Annotated in this window: 17 protein-coding genes and 1 tRNA gene; 3 read left to right on the forward strand and 15 right to left on the reverse strand. The window is 69.0% G+C overall.

The features are described from left to right. Positions 1-8: 8 nt before the first annotated feature. The 3 genes from NA3_RS06660 to NA3_RS06670 form a co-directional block, all read right to left on the reverse strand. Positions 9-992 (reverse strand): NAD-dependent epimerase/dehydratase family protein, encoded by a 984-nt coding sequence (locus NA3_RS06660; protein WP_062962634.1) that lies wholly within the window; start codon positions 990-992, stop codon positions 9-11. Positions 993-994: 2 nt separating this feature from the next. Further along, complete coding sequence (locus NA3_RS06665) at positions 995-3,064, reverse strand: catalase (RefSeq protein WP_062962635.1); 2,070 nt, start codon at positions 3,062-3,064, stop codon at positions 995-997. 338 nt (positions 3,065-3,402) lie between these two features. Next, positions 3,403-3,648 (reverse strand): hypothetical protein, encoded by a 246-nt coding sequence (locus NA3_RS06670; RefSeq protein WP_062962636.1) that lies wholly within the window; start codon positions 3,646-3,648, stop codon positions 3,403-3,405. 171 nt (positions 3,649-3,819) lie between these two features. Between NA3_RS06670 and NA3_RS06675 the strand changes: the two genes are divergently transcribed. Then, positions 3,820-4,488, forward strand: coding sequence for a trypsin-like peptidase domain-containing protein (locus tag NA3_RS06675; protein ID WP_062962637.1), 669 nt, complete (start codon positions 3,820-3,822; stop codon positions 4,486-4,488). Here the strand turns inward: NA3_RS06675 and NA3_RS06680 are convergent. Both NA3_RS06680 and NA3_RS06685 read right to left on the reverse strand, forming a co-directional pair. Continuing rightward, positions 4,467-4,937, reverse strand: a complete 471-nt coding sequence (locus NA3_RS06680) for a PaaI family thioesterase (RefSeq protein ID WP_062962638.1) — start codon at positions 4,935-4,937, stop codon at positions 4,467-4,469. The genes NA3_RS06675 and NA3_RS06680 overlap by 22 nt on opposite strands. Positions 4,938-5,102: 165 nt before the next feature. Next, a tRNA-Asn gene (locus NA3_RS06685) sits at positions 5,103-5,175 on the reverse strand. Between the two features lie 295 nt (positions 5,176-5,470). On the opposite strand from NA3_RS06685, the gene NA3_RS06690 reads away from it, so the two are divergent. Continuing rightward, positions 5,471-5,716: a hypothetical protein gene (locus NA3_RS06690; protein ID WP_036499775.1), complete on the forward strand. Its 246-nt coding sequence runs from the start codon at positions 5,471-5,473 to the stop codon at positions 5,714-5,716. A gap of 54 nt (positions 5,717-5,770) precedes the next feature. Here NA3_RS06690 and NA3_RS06695 read toward each other — a convergent pair whose 3' ends face one another. The 5 genes from NA3_RS06695 to NA3_RS06715 all read right to left on the reverse strand — a co-directional run bounded on the left by NA3_RS06695 (position 5,771) and on the right by NA3_RS06715 (position 11,100). Beyond that, a complete protein-coding gene (locus NA3_RS06695; protein WP_062962639.1) occupies positions 5,771-6,382 on the reverse strand; it encodes an alpha/beta fold hydrolase in 612 nt (203 codons plus the stop codon). Beyond that, positions 6,363-8,273 (reverse strand): DNA primase, encoded by a 1,911-nt coding sequence (gene dnaG, locus NA3_RS06700; RefSeq protein WP_062962640.1) that lies wholly within the window; start codon positions 8,271-8,273, stop codon positions 6,363-6,365. The genes NA3_RS06695 and dnaG overlap by 20 nt, the downstream gene beginning before the upstream one ends. Before the next feature lie 49 nt (positions 8,274-8,322). Then, positions 8,323-9,585 (reverse strand): deoxyguanosinetriphosphate triphosphohydrolase, encoded by a 1,263-nt coding sequence (locus NA3_RS06705; RefSeq protein ID WP_227994979.1) that lies wholly within the window; start codon positions 9,583-9,585, stop codon positions 8,323-8,325. 24 nt (positions 9,586-9,609) lie between these two features. Next, entirely contained in the window at positions 9,610-10,302 is a 693-nt protein-coding gene (locus tag NA3_RS06710) for a YdcF family protein (protein ID WP_062962926.1), read from the reverse strand. 102 nt (positions 10,303-10,404) lie between these two features. Next, complete coding sequence (locus tag NA3_RS06715; RefSeq protein ID WP_062962927.1) at positions 10,405-11,100, reverse strand: MBL fold metallo-hydrolase; 696 nt, start codon at positions 11,098-11,100, stop codon at positions 10,405-10,407. A gap of 64 nt (positions 11,101-11,164) precedes the next feature. Here NA3_RS06715 and NA3_RS06720 point away from each other — a divergent pair, with 64 nt between their 5' ends. After that, positions 11,165-13,162 (forward strand): TPM domain-containing protein, encoded by a 1,998-nt coding sequence (locus NA3_RS06720; protein WP_084491280.1) that lies wholly within the window; start codon positions 11,165-11,167, stop codon positions 13,160-13,162. 10 nt (positions 13,163-13,172) lie between these two features. Here the strand turns inward: NA3_RS06720 and NA3_RS06725 are convergent, their stop codons facing one another. The 5 genes from NA3_RS06725 to NA3_RS06745 all read right to left on the reverse strand — a co-directional run bounded on the left by NA3_RS06725 (position 13,173) and on the right by NA3_RS06745 (position 17,396). Further along, positions 13,173-13,631, reverse strand: coding sequence for a VOC family protein (locus tag NA3_RS06725; protein WP_062962642.1), 459 nt, complete (start codon positions 13,629-13,631; stop codon positions 13,173-13,175). Positions 13,632-13,667: 36 nt separating this feature from the next. After that, positions 13,668-14,273: a response regulator transcription factor gene (locus NA3_RS06730; RefSeq protein WP_062962643.1), complete on the reverse strand. Its 606-nt coding sequence runs from the start codon at positions 14,271-14,273 to the stop codon at positions 13,668-13,670. A gap of 127 nt (positions 14,274-14,400) precedes the next feature. Further along, positions 14,401-15,594 (reverse strand): sensor histidine kinase, encoded by a 1,194-nt coding sequence (locus tag NA3_RS06735; RefSeq protein WP_128145380.1) that lies wholly within the window; start codon positions 15,592-15,594, stop codon positions 14,401-14,403. 88 nt (positions 15,595-15,682) lie between these two features. After that, a complete protein-coding gene (locus NA3_RS06740) occupies positions 15,683-16,459 on the reverse strand; it encodes an ABC transporter permease (protein ID WP_062962645.1) in 777 nt (258 codons plus the stop codon). A 1-nt stretch (position 16,460) separates the two neighbouring features. Further along, complete coding sequence (locus NA3_RS06745; protein ID WP_062962646.1) at positions 16,461-17,396, reverse strand: ABC transporter ATP-binding protein; 936 nt, start codon at positions 17,394-17,396, stop codon at positions 16,461-16,463. Positions 17,397-17,445: the final 49 nt, after the last annotated feature.

The raw sequence follows: 17,445 nt of genomic DNA on the forward strand, positions 1-17,445 counted from the left end.
CCGGCGAACTACCCGGCGTGTGATCGCATAAACCGCGCCCGCGCCCGCCGCTGCGCGAACCATGCCAGTGTCCGGCGCAAACCCTCCTCCGGCGAGACGGTGGGTTCCCAGCCGAGCAACGCACGCGCCGAACCGATATCGGGACATCGCCGCCGCGGATCGTCGACGGGCATGTCGACCGAACGGATCGGCGAGTGACCGCCACCGAGCCGCTGAATCAGCGCCGCGATCTCGTTGACCGTCATCTCCTGCGGATTCCCGATGTTCACCGGACCGCGATGGCCCGACTCCGCCAGCGCGAGCAGCCCGCGCACGGTGTCGTCGACGTAGCAGAGCGAGCGGGTCTGCTCACCGTCGCCGGCGATGGTGAGCGGCTCCCCGGCCAGCACCTGCTCGATGAACGCGGGCACCATCCGGCCGTCGTCGGCACGCATGCCCGGCCCGTAGGTGTTGAAGATGCGGGCGATCGCCACATCGGTGCCGCGGTCGCGGTGATACGCGGTCACCAAGGCCTCGGCGTACCGCTTCGCCTCGTCGTACACACTGCGCGGACCGACGGGATTGACATTGCCCCAATAGGTTTCGCGCTGCGGATGTTCGGCCGGGTCGCCGTAGACCTCGCTGGTCGAGGCCAGCAGCAGCCGCGCGCCGTGGCGATCCGCCAGGTCGAGCGCCGCCGCGGTGCCGTCCGCCCCGGCCCGCAGCGTCTGCACCCCGAGCCGGGCGTAGTGGATCGGCGACGCCGGCGAGGCGAGATGCGCCACCAGGTCGACCGGCCCGACATCCGGCAGCCCCTGCGTCACGTCGTGGGCGAGGAATCGGAAATCCGGGTACTTCTCCAATTCCGCGATGTGGTCCGGATCTCCGGTGGCGAAGTTGTCCACGCCCACGACCGCCGTGCCTCGTTCGAGCAGGGCCGTGCACAAATGGGTGCCGATGAATCCGGCACACCCGGTGACGACCGCCCGGCGAAACCGCGACGCGCTCGTCATCGTCAGTCCTCGAACCGAGCCCAGTACCGGACTTCGCGGCACCGGCCGAGGAACTCGGCCACCGAAGCGCCCGCCGCGAGATCCAGGACACCGCCATCGAGATCGCCGGTCAGCCCCGCGGCCGCGAACAGCGCGCCGGCATTGCAATGGGCGATGAATTTGCCGTGCGCGTAGGCGTCGCTGACGAAGTCGCGCGCCGGCGGCAGCGTGGCGAGTTCGGCGGCTCCCGCTTCGGTCGCGAGGATCACGACCGCGTCGTAGAGCACCGAGGGTCCACCGTCGATCTTCTGGTCCGCTTCGATGGTTCCGCCGTCGTCGGTGGTGACACCGCCGACCTTCGGCGCGACGATCTCGAGGATCGCCTTCTCCGCCTGCACCGCCTCGCGCACCTCGGCCAGCGCCTTCGCGTCGACACCCTCGGTGACCAGCACGCCGATCTTGCGCCCCGCCACGCTCTCCGGGCCGTTGCGCACGATACTCAGCGCCGGCGAGGGCGCCAGATCGGTGATCGGCTCGCGCGCACAGCGGGCCGGTTCCGGAAGCTCGGCGAGGCCGAGACCGTCGGCGACCGCCGTGGCCAGATCCTCGTGCACGTTGCGCAGCGCGGCGACGACCCGGGTGCGGATCTCCACGCGATCGCATTTACTCAACTCGAAGACGAACGCGTCGATGATGTGCTGCTGCTCGATCCCGGTCTGGCTCACATAGAACTGCCGGGCCTGGCTGTAATGGTCGGCGAAGCTTTCCGGGCGCAGCCGGCGTTTGGGGCCGGAAACGGTCTCGGGAACCGTCGTGAAGCCGCGTTCGGGGTCCTCGCGCGGGCCCTTGATCTCGTCGGGCCAGGAATTGGGTTCGTAATTGACCCGGCCCTTCGGATTGACCATGGCCATGTGGCCGTCCTGCTGGAACGTCGCGAACGGACATTTCGGCGCGTTCACCGGCAGGTGCGTGAAATTGGGCCCGCCCAGCCGCTTGAGTTGCGTGTCCAGATACGAGAAGTTGCGGCCCTGCAGCAGTGGGTCGTTCGTGAAATCGATACCCGGGATGATGTTCTGCGTGCAGAACGCCACCTGCTCGGTTTCGGCGAAGAAATTGTCGACGACCCGGTTCAGTACCAGCTTGCCGACCGGGCGCACCGGCACTTCCTCCTCCGGGATGATCTTCGTCGGATCCAGGATGTCGAAGGCGAAGCGATCGGCGAACTCGTCGTCGAACAGCTGCATGCCCAGTTCCCATTCCGGATAGTCACCGGACTGGATGGCGTCCCAGAGGTCGCGGCGGTGGAAATCGGGATCGGCGCCGTTGATCTTCAGCGCCTCGTTCCACACCACCGACTGCAGGCCCTGCTTCGGCTTCCAATGGAATTTGACGAACGTGGAGCGGCCCTCGGCGTTCACCAGCCGGAAGGTGTGGACACCGAATCCCTCCATGAACCGGAACGAGCGCGGGATGGCTCGGTCGGACATGATCCACAACAGCATGTGGGTCGATTCGGGGGTGAGCGATGCGAAGTCCCAGAAATTGTCGTGGGCCGTCTGGGCCTGTGGAAAGCCGCGGTCGGGCTCCTGTTTGGCGGCGTGGATTATATCCGGGAATTTGATGGGGTCCTGAATGAAGAAGACCGGGATATTGTTCCCCACCAGATCCCAGTTGCCTTCCCGCGTATACAGTTTCACCGCGAAACCGCGGACGTCGCGGGCCAGATCGAACGAGCCCTTGTTACCGGCCACCGTGGAGAACCGGACGAACGCCTCGGTCCGGCGACCGGCCTCCTGAAAGGGATCGGCCCGGGTCAGATCCGACAGCGAATCGTAGTTCTCGAAATAGCCGTGCACGCCGAAACCGCGGGCATGGACCACACGCTCCGGGATTCGCTCGTGGTCGAAGTGGAAGATCTTCTCGCGGAAATGGAAATCCTCCAGCAGCGCGGGCCCACGCTCCCCCGCCCGCAAGGTGTTCTGATCGTCCCCCACCACCACACCCTGCTGGGTGGTCAGCCGCACGTCCTCACCGGTTGCCTCCTGGTGAGTTTCGCCACCGTTGCCCGGCCGACCTGCCACATTGTCCGTCATCTCCCGGCCTCCTGCCGCTGTACGCCGAACCGCTCGGTCACGGAGCCGATACCCGCCCGGTGCGGAGACAAACGTTCGCGCGGCTATCGACAGGGCCACGCGGCAAACAGCGGCGAGGAAGCGCCCCGGCCCACCACGTCGAGCGAAAAACGTTGCACTCCTGGGCATCCCGAGTGATCAGCCGATGGCCAGCTCAGTCCGGCCTGGATGCGGCGAGTCCGGGCAGCACGACGGCAAACCGATCGCCTCCGTGCGCCCGGCCATGGTGTTCGCGGCCGGTGATCACCCACGAGACCTTCCGGGCCGCGATACCTGATCCCCCGCAGTGCCGGCAGCGGTCAGCGCGCTCCCGCTCCGGCGAGGCGCTGCGCCAGGAGCTCCTTGCCCATATCCGCGCCCTTGCGGCTGTCGGCCTGTGCGCGCCGGAAGAAGTCGGCGAGTTCGGCATCGCCGGCTCGTTCGGCATCGCGGCTGTAGACCTCCATCCGCAGCGCGTTGCTCATGCACTGTTCGGTGTACCAGACCAGGTTGTAGTCCTTGTCCAAGGTGCCCGTGACCTGCCCGGTTTCCTGCTCGTTACCCATCGTGATCCTCCTCTTCGGACGCGTTTTGCCTCCCCATCACGCGCACTACCCGAGTCGATCGCGACTATTCCTCGGCGGGTGACCGAAGACCCTATCGACGGCCGGCACCCTTTCCGTAGAAAACAGTGCAGCGACATCGCACGCGGCAGGGAGGAGTGACGCCGAGGGGCCATGACCGAGCAGAAGACGAGATCGATCATCGCGACCGCGCTGTTGGCCGGAGCCGCCGTCCTGGCGGCGCCGGCGGTGGCTCCCGCCGATTCGCCCACCCGGATGGTGGGGCCCGGCACCTCACTCGGCCTCTGCACGATCACCGCGGCCGGGCACGACGCGGCGGGCAACGCGGTAGCGCTCACCGCCGGCCACTGCATGCTCAGCCCCGGGCAGAGCGTCGTCGCCCCCGCCATCGGCCGGATCGGGCACTACGCCAGCTGGACATCGAAATGGGCACTGCTGCAATCGGATTCGACCAGCGATTGGGCCGTCATCGCGCTGCGCCCCGGCATCGGCATCTCGACGGAGGCCCCGAACGGCGCCGTGATCGATCACTTCGGTCCGGTCCCGGCCCCCGGCAGCCGCCTCGACAAATACGGCAGCACCACCCGCTCCACCAGCGGCCGGGTCGATTCGGTGACCGACAATGTGATCCACACCTCCGTCCCGGGCCTCAACGGCGACAGCGGCGGTCCCGCATACCAGGGCACGGGTCTGGTGGGCATCGACTCGCAGATCAACCCCACGACACCGGACGGCCCGTTCTGGTTCTCCGGCATCGAGGGCGTGCTGGCCGAGATCAACTCCCGTCCCGGGATCGTCGGCTACGGCTTCCGCATCGGCTGATCCGATGTGCCGCTCAGACAGATCAGCGTCTGCTGGCCGGTGGCGATCAGCGTGCGCCGATCGTCCCGCACACCGAACACCTCCAGCCTGCACACCGTCAGCGTGCGCCCCGATTTGAGGACGACGCCGACCGCCTCGAGGTGATCCCCCTCGGCCGGCGCCAGCAGATTGATCTTGTACTCCACCGTCAGCACCGACGAGTCGTCGGGGAACAGCGTGTACGCCGCATATCCGCCGGCGCTGTCCGCGATGGCGCTAGTCGCCCCGGCGTGCACATACCCGTGCTGCTGCGTCACCTCCGGCCGGTGCGGCAGTTCGATATGCACCCGCCCCGGCCCGATATGGGCGAGCCGGGCGCCCAGATGACGCATGAGCCCCTGCCGCTCGAAACTGTCCCGAATGCGCGCCCGCACAGCGGGACTCGCTTGCTCGTGTGCCGCCTCGTCCATCGATCTCCTCGTGACCCCGTTCGCGGCGCACATCGTATCCCCGCGCACTGCGACCACCCGGCGGTGAGGATCCGCGTCGGACAACCGGGGCGGCGTTCGTCCCGGCCGTAGAACGAGTTCAGCCCCTGGCTGTGGTACGTTCCCACAGGCCAGGGGCTGTTTACGCTCCCCCATCTGGACTCGAACCAGAAACCTGCCGATTAACAGTCGGCTGCTCTGCCAATTGAGCTATAGGGGATTGCTCCGGTCAGCCCGTGCGGGCCAGCCGAGCACAAACTTTAGCTTATGTCCGGTCCGCTCCCCAAATCGGCCCGGGAGCTGCGGAAATGCAGAATGCGGTGGCGTGTCGGGGGTGGGCGGCGCGGCCGCGGCAGCGGTCGCCAACCGGGGTGTGCGGGTGCGGAATTCGAGGGGCCGGCGGCAGGGATCGGAAATTGTCGGTGGGGTCTGGCAAGGTGGTGCCGGATCGACAGTCCGGCTCGGTGTCGGGCAGGATGTACGGCGCGGACAGCTACTGGGAGGAGCCCGAAAGAATGCTGCGGTTGATCATCGGCGTCGCAGCCGGTTATGTGCTGGGGGCCAAGGCGGGGCGGGCTCGCTACGAGCAGATCAGCAAGACCACCCGTGCTGTCGCCGCCAGCCCGGTCACCCGCAAGCTGGTTCAGGCCAGCCGCCAGAAGCTGTCGGATCGTCTCAATACGCAGCCGCGGCTCGAACCCATGGAGCCGATCGACGAGCGCACCACCGTTCTCGTGCCTCAGGACCAGCTCCGCCGCTGAGCCGCGGTCCCGGCGGCCGACGGCCCCGCCGGACCGCGCGCCACCGAACCTGCCCTACCCACCGGTCGAGCCGATCTTCCCGGGCTCGTCCTCGGTGCCCGCGCGCACTGCGGCGGCGATGTGCCGGGCGAGCAGGTGCGGCGCCTGAGCATGGGCCAGATGTCCCTGCCCCGGCAGCTGGTCGATGCGGGCCTGCGGCAGTGCGCCGGCGATGCGGCCGAAGGCGGTGCCGTAGGGTTCGGCGCCTGCATTGAGTTCGCCCAGCAGAAGGGTGACGGGAACCGTCAGGGCGCGATACCGCCGCAGGTCCACCGGGTACGCCTCGATGGCCGCGAGTTCGGTCGGCAGCGGCGCGGCCGGCGGCCGCAGCACCGCCCACGCCGGCGATTCCCGCAGCGCGGCAACATATTCCGCGGAGAAGCCCGATACGTCGGTGTTGACCAGCCGGACGGCCGCATCCGGATCGCCGCGGTCGACGGCGGTGCGCAGCGCGGGGATCGCGGCGGGCGCGAAGGGCGCCGAGACCGGTTCGTAGGCGATCACCGACCGCAGATCCGACCGCTCACACGCCGCCTCCAGGGCGATCAGTCCGCCGTAGCTCCAGCCGAACGAGAAAAAGACGTCGATCTCATTCCGAATGGAACGATCAGGCCACGTTGAAATCATCCGAGTTGCCCATGGCCTGGGTGAGCAGGCTCTTGCGGTACTGCTCGAGTGCGACCAGATCGCCGAACAGGGCCATGTAGTCGTCCGGCTGTTCGGTCGACGAGACCCGCTGCAGTTTCGACTTGAGCGCGGCGACCTGGCGCCCGACCCACGCCTCCTGTACCCGCGCCAGCACGCCGGAGATGAATCGAGGGATGTCGTCCATCGATTTCACCGGAAGCGGCTCGGCGGCCAGTTCGGAGACCAGTGCGCGCAGCATCAGATCGTCGGTGTGGTCGGCGACGCGCGAAACCCATTCCGCGCCACCGAGTCCCGCGGCGGTGCCACCGGCGGCGGCGAGCGCGGCACGCACGGCGGCGTAGGCGGGATGGGTGAACGCTTCGGGCTCGAGGCTGTCGAAGATCGGTCCCGCGGTCGCCGGATACTGCAGGGCGGCGGCCAGAACCTGGCGCTGCGGCAGCAGCACCGGATCCCCCGGATTCGGACGGGCGGCGGCCGAATCCGCGACCGTTGTCTCGGCGACCGCTTCGCGGCCGGGCACACCCTTCACCGGCTTGCCGCGGCGAGCATGGTCGCCGACCCGTCGCACCACCAGCTGGATGTCGTCCCAGCCGACCCAGCCGGCCAGCTTCGTGGCATATGCCTTGCGCAGCGCGTTGTCCTTGATCTGCGCCACCACGGGCACCGCGCGCCGCAGCGCCTCCACCTGCCCCTCGGGGGTGTCGAGGTTGTGGTCGGCGAGCAGGCCGCGAATCACGAACTCGTACAACGGGACCCGCCGTGCGACCAGATCGCGGACCGCCCCGTCGCCGGACCGCTGCCGCAGTTCACACGGATCCTGCCCGTCGGGCGCCACCGCGATGTACGTCTGCCCGGCCAGTTTCTGGTCACCGGAGAAGGCCTTCAGCGCCGCGGCCTGGCCGGCGGCATCACCGTCGAAGGTGTAGATGATCTCGCCGCGCCAGAAATTGTCGTCCATCAGCAACCGGCGCAGCATCGACAGATGCTCGTCGCCGAAGGCGGTGCCACAGGAGGCGACCGCGGTCGTCACGCCCGCCAGATGCATGGCCATCACATCGGTGTAGCCCTCGACGACCACCGCCTGATGGCTCTTGGCGATCTCCCGCTTGGCGTGGTCGAGCCCGAACAGCACCTGAGACTTCTTGTACAACACCGTCTCCGGCGTGTTGATGTACTTGGCGGTCACCTGATCGTCGTCGAACAGGCGCCGCGCGCCGAAGCCGATGACGTCGCCGCTCAGATTCCGGATCGGCCACAGCAGCCGGCGGTGGAACCGGTCCATGGGGCCGTGCCGGCCGGGCCTGGACAGCCCGGCCGCCTCCAGCTCCTTGATGTCGAAACCCTTGCGCAACAGGTATTTCGTCAGCGTGTCCCAGCCCGCCGGGGCGTAACCGCAGCCGAAATGCCGTGCGGCGGTGGCATCGAAATTGCGGTCGGTGAGGTACTTGCGAGCCACCTCCGCGCCCGGTTCGCGCAGTTGCGCCTGATAGAACTCGTGCGCGGCCGCATTGGCGGCGACCAGCCGGGAGCGCGTACCGCGGTCGCGCTGCACCGAGGTCCCGCCACCCTCGTAGTTGATCGTGTAGCCGATCCGATCGGCCAGCTGCTCGACCGCCTCGACGAATCCGACGTGGTCGATCTTCTGCAGAAACGCGAACACGTCGCCGCTCTCCCCGCAGCCGAAGCAGTGGAAGTGGCTGTGGTTCGGCCGCACGTGGAACGATGGCGACTTCTCGTCGTGGAACGGGCACAGCCCCTTCAGCGAGTCCGCACCGGCCCGCTTGAGCGACACATATTCACCGACGACATCCTCGATGCGTACGCGTTCACGTATTGCCGCGATATCGCGATCCGGAAGTCGACCTGCCACGGCATCCGAGTCTAGCCGCGTACCGGCCGGCCCACGCCGACGACCGGGGTCATCGGGCCGCGATCCGCTCCAATCGGCTCTCGGTGTAGGAGGCGATCTGGTCGACGATCACGCGCACCCGGGCGGTGTCGTCGTCGGCCGCTTCCCACCACGGCAGCAGGATCGGGTCGAGGCCCTGGGGAGCACCGGCCAGCAGGCGGTCGGCCACGAAGTGGATGCGCTCGCGCTGTTCGGCTTGGCGTTCGTGATGCCGGGGGTCGGACATCACGTAGCGCAGCGCGACCGTTTTCAACAGCGCGACCTCCGCCGCTACCACGGCCGGCACCTCGAGGTCGGCGGCGTAGCGGCACAGCGACTGCCCGGTCCATGCCGCACGGGTCGCCTCGACCGCCGCGGTCGCGAACCGGCCGACCAGATCGCTGGTCAGCCGCTTGAGCGCGACCGAGGCGCGCAGGGTGCCGTCGTAAGCGGCGGCCTCGGCGATCACCTGCAACTGCGAGAGCCGCTGGGCGGCCGCGATCAGATCGTCGGCGGACAGGTCGCGGTGCTGGCGCTGGCCCAGTTCGGCGAGGGCGGCCTGTTCGGCCGGATCGGCGAGCGCGCGCAGATCGATCCGGCCCGCGATCACCCCGTCCTCGACATCGTGCACCGAGTACGCCACATCATCGGACCAGTCCATGACCTGCGATTCCAGCGACTGCCGACGCTCGGGCGCGCCCTTGCGGACCCAGTTCATCCGGTCCAGATCGGCGTCGTAGGCGCCGAACTTCGCACCGGAAGCCGTTCTGCCCCAGGGGTATTTGACAGTGGCGTCGAGAGCGGCGCGAGTCAGGTTGAGGCCGTAGCTCTCGCCCGCCGCATCGAAGACCTTCGGCTCCAGCCGGGTCAGAATCCGCAGGTTCTGCGCATTGCCCTCGAACCCGCCGTAGGCGTCGGCGAATTCGTCGAGGGCGCGTTCGCCGTTGTGGCCGTACGGCGGATGACCGATGTCATGGGCCAGCCCGGCCAGATCGACCAGATCCGCGTCACAGCCCAGCCCCTCGGCGATGCTGCGCCCGATCTGGGCGACCTCCAGCGAGTGGGTCAGCCGGGTGCGCGGCGTGTCGCCGTCACGGGGGCCCATCACCTGGGTTTTGTCGGCCAATCGCCGCAGAGCCGCCGAATGCAGCACCCGCGCCCGGTCCCGCGCGAAGTCGCTGCGGCGCGCCGGTGCGGGCGACCATCGCAACCCCGCCGTGGGCGAGGTCTCGGACACCATGCGCTCGTGATCGCTGTCGACATACGGGCATTCGGGCATCGCGTCGAAACTCATGAAGGATACCGCCTGGTACGTTTCTCACTGCTCCGCTGTGTATTTGAAATCCGCGGAGAAGTGGGTGAGCTGATACCACAGCAGCGCACCGGTTTCGCGGGCGATGCCGTGGAATTGGGACTCCCGGGTGTAGACCGCCGGGCCGGTGCGCGTCGGCGCGGTCCACGCGTCCAGGCCGGCGTCACGGGCCATGGTGCGGGTGCGCAGCGAATGCCACGGATCGCTGACCAGCACCGCCGAGGACAGATCGCGGGCCCGCATCGCGGTGGCGACCGCCTCGATACTCTGCAGCGTGTCCGATCCGGTCTCCACGGCCAGCACCCGGTCGGCGGGCACCCCGCGATTCTTCAGATAGTTCTTACCGGAGGCGGCCTCGGTGTAGTTGTCGCCCACCTGTTTGCCGCCGACCGTGATCACCAGCGGCGCAACACCTTTGGTGTACAGGTGGTATGCCTGGCCGAGCCGTGCCTCGAACACCGAGGACGGGGTGCCGTCGTATTGCGCGGCGCCCAGCACCACGATCGCGTCGGCCCGGCTGTAGTCGTCGATCCGCGCCACCTGCCAGACCCGGAAGGCGGTGCCGCCGACGAGGACGACCCCGATGACAACGGTGCCGGCGATCACCCGGCGCACCCAGCGCGCGACCGCCGACCCGCGCGGACGGCGCGGTGCGGCGGGCGGGCGGACCGGGGCGGGATGGGTGAGGGCGGAGGGCATTCCCCGAGTGTGCCAGTGCTCGGTCACGCCCCGATTGCGGAGCGCCGGATCCTCGCGGCTGCGCAGCGCCGGATCCTCACCGCTGCCGGGCACCGGAACCGCTCACCAACCGCGTTGCCGCCACTGCGCGAGCTGCGGACGCTCGGCACCCAGGGTGGTGTCGTCGCCGTGGCCCGGGTAGACGACCGTATCGTCGCCGAAGCGGTCGAACACCTTGGTGGTGACGTCGCTGTAGAGGGAGTCGAAATCTTCCGGGGAGGTGGTGCGGCCGACACCGCCGGGAAACAGGCAGTCGCCGGTGAACAGATGGGTGCGGCCGGAGCCGTCGGTGAACGCCAGCGCGACCGATCCCGGGGTGTGTCCGCGCAGGTGGACGACCTCGAACTCCAGTTCGCCGATCGAGACGGTGTCACCGTCGGCGAGCAGCCGATCCGGCCGCACCGGAAGCGGTTCGGCATCCAGGGCGTGCGCGGCGGTCGGTACACCGGTGTCGGCGACCACCGCGCTCAATGCCTGCCAGTGGTCGAAATGCTGATGGGTGGTGACGATCAGCCGCAGCCGCCCGGGCACCTCCTGGTCCAGCAAGGCCTGGATGCGTTCGGATTCGTTGGCGGCGTCGATCAGCACCGCGTCACCGGTGGCGGTGTCCTGCACCAGATAGACGTTGTTGTCCATACCGCCGACCGACAACTTGACGATCCGGGCGCCCGGCACATCGCGCTGCTGCGGATTCGAACCCGGCGCGACGTGGCCCGTATAGGGGATATCCAGCGTGATCACCCTGCCGATGGTAATCATCGGTTCCGACACGGGTCGGCCGGATCAACGCCCGTCACGCCGTGTCGGCGGATACATTCGTGCTATGCAGCCGCACGCGCGTCTTCGCCGATCACAGCCGCCGACGCTGCTCGCGATGCTGCTGTCGATCGTGTTCGGGTTCGTGCTCGGCTGCTGCGGCCCGGCGGTCGCCGACGAACCGATGCGACTCAACGAATACGTCACCGATTCCGCCCAGGTTCTCGACGGTCCGCAGCGCGACACCGTGCGTGCGTCGGTGGACGCGCTCTATACCGCGCACCGGGAGCGGCTGTGGGTGGTCTACGTCCGCGATTTCGGCGGTGTGGACCCGCAGACCTGGGGTCAGCGCACGGCGACCGCGTCCGGATTCGGCGATCGCGATGTGCTGCTGTCGATCGCGACCAGCGACCGCTCCTATGCCTTCACCGGCGCGCTCCCGCCCTCGGTGAGTGATGCGGAACTGAATTCGCTGCTCACCGATCAGGTCGAGCCGCGACTGCACAACGGTCAGTGGGCCGAGGCCGCGGTGGCCGCCGCCGACGGATTGTCCACGGCCATGGGCGATTCCGGCGGTGTGGGGATCTGGCCGCTGATCGTGATCACTCTCCTCGTGCTGGGTGTGATCGGCGTGGTGCTGGGTTATTCGCAGTTGCGCCGGCGCGCTCGGGGCCGCGCCGAGGCCGACGCCGCGCGGGCGGTCGACCCGACCGACACCGCCGCGCTGGCCCGGCTCCGGCCGGATCTGCTCGAGACCCGCTCGGCGCAGGTGCTGGTCGACACCGACAACGCGATCCGGGCCAGCGCCGAAGAACTGCGGCTGGCCACCGACGAATTCGGCGCCACCGCGACCGCGCCGTTCGCCGCCGCGCTCGAGACGGCGAAACAGGCGATGGCGCATGCCTTTTCGATCCGCCAGCGGCTCGATGACGACATTCCGGAAACCCCTGATCAGCGCCGTGATCTGCTGGTCGAGCTGATCGCCACCTGCGGGCGGGCCGATGCCGAACTCGATGACAAGGTGGCCGAATTCGACGCGATGCGCAATCTGCTGATCGACGCGCCGCAACGGCTGGACGCTCTGACTCGCGATGTGATCGATCTCACCGCGCGGCTGCCGCGCTCGGAGGAGACGCTGCGGCGGCTGCTGGCTTCACAACCGGAATCGGTCACCGCGCCGGTGCGCGACAACGTGACGATGGCACGGGAGCGAATCGGATTCGCCGAGAACACGATCGAACAGGGCAGGCGGGCCGCGGCCGCGCCGGTCGGACGCCAGGGCGGAGCGGTCGCGGCGATTCGCGGCGCGGAAGCCGCGGTGACCGCCGCCCGCGCCCTGCTCGACGCCGTGGACACCGCCGAGACCGATATCACCCAGGCGCGGGCCGGTCTGCCGGCGGCGATCGACGAACTGGGCCGCGATCTCGCGACCGCGCAGGGCCTGACCGAACACGGCGGCCCGGAACTGGCGGAGGCGATGTCCGGTGCCCGCACCGCGTGGGAGGCGGCCCGAACCAGCGGTGACCGCGATCCGCTCGGCACCTTCCACCGCGCGGTCGCGGCCGATACCGCACTGGATCGCGCCGTCGCGGCGGCCGGTGAGCGCAAACTCGCCGCCGAGCAACTGCGGCGCCGCCTGGACCAAGCCGTGCTCGCCGCCCAGAGTCAGGTCCGGGCCGCCGCCGATTTCATCGACACCCGCCGCGGCGGCGTCGACGCCGCACCCCGCACCCGCCTCGCCGAGGCGCAGCGCAATCTGGACCGGGCGCAGCAACTCTCGGCCACCGACCCGCAGGCGGCACTGAACAGTGCGCAACAGGCCGCCGATCTGGCCACCCGCGCACTGCACGCCGCCGAGGCCGATGTGCGGGAGTGGCAGGCCCGCCGGCCGGCTTCGGGGACATCACAGGCCGGCGCGGTACTGGGCGGAATTCTGATCGACAGCCTGCTGCGCGGCGCGGGCAGCGGTTACCGCGGCCGCTCGACGGGCGGATCCGGCTGGGGCCCGGCCTCTTTCGGTGGATCCGACAGTTCGCGCCGGATCAGCCGGGGCGGGCGATTCTGACCTCGTCGCCTCACCGTGCCGGTGGTACGGCGTCGCCGGTACGGGTCGCGAGCCACTGCTGGAGTTCGATCAGGTTGCCCTCGGGGTCGCGCAGATAAGCGCAGCGGAGACGGCCGTCGTATTCGACTGGTTTGCCCGGGATTTCGGCGCCACGCGCGGTGATCTCGGTGAGATATGCGTCGAGATCGTCGACCCGCAGCGACACCATCGCCGCGTCGGCGGGCGGGACCGGCGCCACGTCGTTGTCCGAGGGCGACCCTGGGCCGCTCGCGGACCGCAGGGTATCGCCCAGCGCCGCCGCCAGATTCGCACGCTCGTGCAACGCCAGCGTGCTTCCCAGCTCGGGTTTGAAGGCCGCGTAGGGCGGGCGCGGGTCGTCGGTTTGCGGTGTGAGTCCGAGAACGTCGCGATAGAACGCCACGCAGCGGTCGAATTCGGACACGATCAGGCGGATCTGCGTCAGGTGCACATCGGCGAATCTACGCCCGCGGCCGATGAGGGCCGCTTACAACCAGCCGAGACGTTCGGCCGCGCGGACGGCCTCGGCGCGAGTTCGGGTGCCCGTCTTGCCGATCGCGGCCGAGAGATGGTTGCGGACGGTCCCCTCGGACAGATGCAGGCGGCCCGCGATCACCGCCGCCGTCGACCCGTCGGCCGCGGCGGCGAGCACCTCGCGCTCGCGTGCGGTGAGTGGTGAGGTTCCGGCGGTGAGGGTTTCGGTGGCCAGCGCCGGATCCACGACGCGCAGCCCCATGTGCACGCGCCGCACCGCGTCCGCCAATTCCCGTGCGGGCGTGTCCTTGACGACGAAACCGCCGGCCCCGGCGTCGATGGCGCGGCGCAGATATCCGGGGCGGCCGAATGTGGTCACCATCAGGATCCGGATGCGCGGGAATTCCGCATGCAGCTGCGCCGCCACCGAAATTCCGTCCATTCCGGGCATTTCCACATCGAGCAGCACTACATCCGGCGTGGTGCGCCGCACGGCGTCGAGAACCTCGTCGCCCCGGCCCACCTCGGCCACCACCTCGAGGTCGGCCTCCAGCCCGAGCAGCGCCGCCAGCGCGCCCCGCACCAGCGCCTGATCGTCGGCGAGCAGCAACCGGATCACCGGCGTCGCCCCCGTGGCGCTGCACCGATCGACATCATCACACGCATGTCTGTGACCCTAATCCGACCGGTGGGGTATCCGCCGCCCGACATTCGCCGGTCCGAGTCGACGATGTGTCTCGCCGTGCTCAACTGCGCCCGTCGGCCGTCGGGAACTCCGCGGCGATCAGCGTTCCCCCGCCGGACGGTGTTTCGACCGTCAGGCTGCCGCCCTCGGTGCGCACCCGGTCGCGCAAGCCGGTCAGGCCGGAACCGAAGGTACTGCCGGACAGTCCTTTTCCGTCGTCGCGGACCTCGATCCGCCACTCGCTCACCCGTACCCGGCAGTGCCGGGCGCCGCTGTGGCGCACCACATTCGTGACCGCCTCACGCAGCACCCATCCGAAGATCACCGCATATCGCTCGGGGAGCTCGGCGGGATCCGGAAGCTCCGCCTCGATACCGGCGGCACGCAGGGCCGTGCGCGCGTTGACCAGTTCACTCGCCAGCGACACCTCGCGCAGCCCGCCGACGGTATCGCGCACCCCGGCCAGCGCCTCGCGGGCGAGCCGCTCCACATCGGCCATCTCCTGCCGGGCGCGGGACGGATCGGTATCGAGCAGCCGTTGCGCCAGTTCGGTTTTGACGGTGATGACGGTCAGTGAGTGGCCCAGGATGTCGTGCACGTCGCGTGCCACGCGGTTGCGTTCCTCCACGATCGCGAGCTCGCTCTGCTGGCGGCGAGTCAGCTCCCGCAACTGTCCGCGCCGCCGCCCGATTTCGCGACCGGTCCACATCACCACCGGTATGAAGGCGAAATACAGCGGCGTGCTGCCGTAATGCACTGACAGGCCGATCAACAGCGCGGCCGTACCCGCCACCACCGCACCGGATTTCGCGGTGGGAAGCACGAAGACGGCGGCGGCCGCGACGTAGATGGCGGTGCCCAGGCCGGTGACACCCAGCAGCACGGTCATCGCGGCAGCCAGTGCCGCCAGCGCGCCCACCACGAGCCATCGCGGCCACTCGTACGAGACCGGCAGCACCGCCTGCGTGTGTCCCTCGTCCCAGTCCGGTTGCCGGAAGGGACCGAAACACGAGGCGGTCAGCAGCCAGAAAACCGCGAGGCATACCGCCGCCGCGACGGCCCGCATCCGGTGGCCGTCCTGCCATTGCGAGACGATCGGCGCGATCAGATACAGCAGCCAGATCAATGCCAGCACCGCGCCGAAGAACAGGCGCCGATGCTGGATGGCGGTATGCGGGGCGGGATCGCGGTCCATCCTGCGGGCAATCCGGTCCAGCGCTCCGGAGATCGGCCGATCGACCGGAGGTATTCGCATCGTCACCCTCCGTATCCCGCCTCTGCCGGCACCGCCGGAGTCCGACGCTACCGCACCGTCCACCGAGGTGGACGGTGCGGCGCGGCGGTCAGCGAGCGGTGTCACGCCGGAACAGAACCGCAGCTCCGAGGGCGAATACCGACGCCCACACCACGATGTTCAGCACCCCCAGTGCGGCGGATCCGGCACTGGTGTCGCCGAGCGGCAACCGGGCCAGGGTCGCGACGCCGTTGGTCGGGAAGACCTTCGACACCGTCTCGAACCAGCCGTGCAGCGGCATGAACAAGCCACCGGCGAACGACAGCAGCGCCAGCACCGGGCCGAGGATCTGCATCACGTTCTCCGACGGCAGCACGTAGCCCATGAACAATCCGAACGCCGCGAAGACCACCGAGGTCAGCCACGCGATCAGGAAACAGCCCACCCAGGCCGCCGTGGTCAGATGCGCGCCGGTCACCGCACCGGCGACGAAGACGACGACGACCGAACACAATCCGAGCACCATCGCGCCGGCCACTTTGGTGGCGACGTAGGCGGCCGGGGTCAGCGGCGTGAGACGCAGCTGCCGTATCCAGCCGGCGGCGCGCTCGACGGCCACCATGGCACCGCCGCTGGTGGTGGCCAGCATCGCCCCGTAGACGGCCATCGACACCATCACGTACGCCGTGACATTCGCCGAACCGTAGGTCTCGTTGCGGTAGGAGTTCTGGGCGCCGAAGATCACGAAGAACACCACGGGCATCACCAGCGCGAAGATGACGGTGCGGCGGTTGCGCAGCATGCGACGCAGTTCGAGCAGCAGAAATCCCCAGCTGAATCCGCCGGCGCCCAGCCGGGTGGCGCGAGGCACGGTCGATGTGGTCATGTCAGTTGTCTCCGGTCAGTGCGAGGAAGGCGTCTTCGAGATTGCGGCCGGTGATTTCGATATCGACGGCCGGTGTCCTGGTGAGCAGATAGCGGGCGACCGCGTCGGAGTCGTTGCCGTGCACCAGCACTCGATCACCGCGCTGTTCGACCCGGTCCACCCCGGCGAGGGCGAGCAGGCTCGCCGGATCGGCGCCGGGCAGGGTCGCCGAGACCGTGCGGCCGGAGGCCAGATTCTTCACCGATGCCGCACTGCCGTCGGCCACGACCCGCCCGCCCCGCACCAGCACGATGCGGTCGGCGTAGGCGTCGGCCTCGTCGAGGTAGTGGGTGGCGAAGACGACGGTGCGTCCGAGACCCGCGTCGGCGCGAATGGCGTTCCAGAAATCGCGGCGGCCCTCGACGTCCATGCCGGTGGTCGGCTCGTCGAGGATCAGCAGGTCCGGATCGGGCAGCAGCGCCAGGGCGAACCGCAGGCGCTGCTGCTGACCTCCGGAGCATTTGCCGACCATGCGGTCGGCGATGCCGTCGATTCCGGCGCGGACGAGCACCTCCCCGGCCGGGCGCGGATTCCGATGCAGGGCCGCCACGACGCGCACCGTTTCGCCGACCGTGAGATCCGGCAGCAGACCACCCGACTGCAGAACGGCCGAAACCCGGCCCGCCGCAACCGCTTCCGCCGGCGTGCCGCCGAGAATGCGGGCGGTTCCGGCATCGGGCCGCAGCAGGCCGAGCATCATGTCGATGCTGGTGGACTTCCCGGCACCGTTGGGTCCCAGGAACGCCACCACCTCACCCGCGGTGACGGTCAGATCGAGTCCGTCGACCGCGCGGACGGGCCCGGCGGAGCTGCGGAAGGTTTTGGTCAGTCCGCGAAGCTCGATCACCGGTGCGGCGGCGACCCGTTCCGCCGAACCGGATGTCAGTGCTGATGTCATGGTTCCACTGTCGCGTGGAGCCGGGCGTCGTACCTGGCCCGACCGTCAC

Origin of the sequence: Nocardia africana NBRC 100379, from assembly GCF_001612635.1 — a bacterium.
Taxonomy (GTDB): domain Bacteria; phylum Actinomycetota; class Actinomycetes; order Mycobacteriales; family Mycobacteriaceae; genus Nocardia; species Nocardia africana.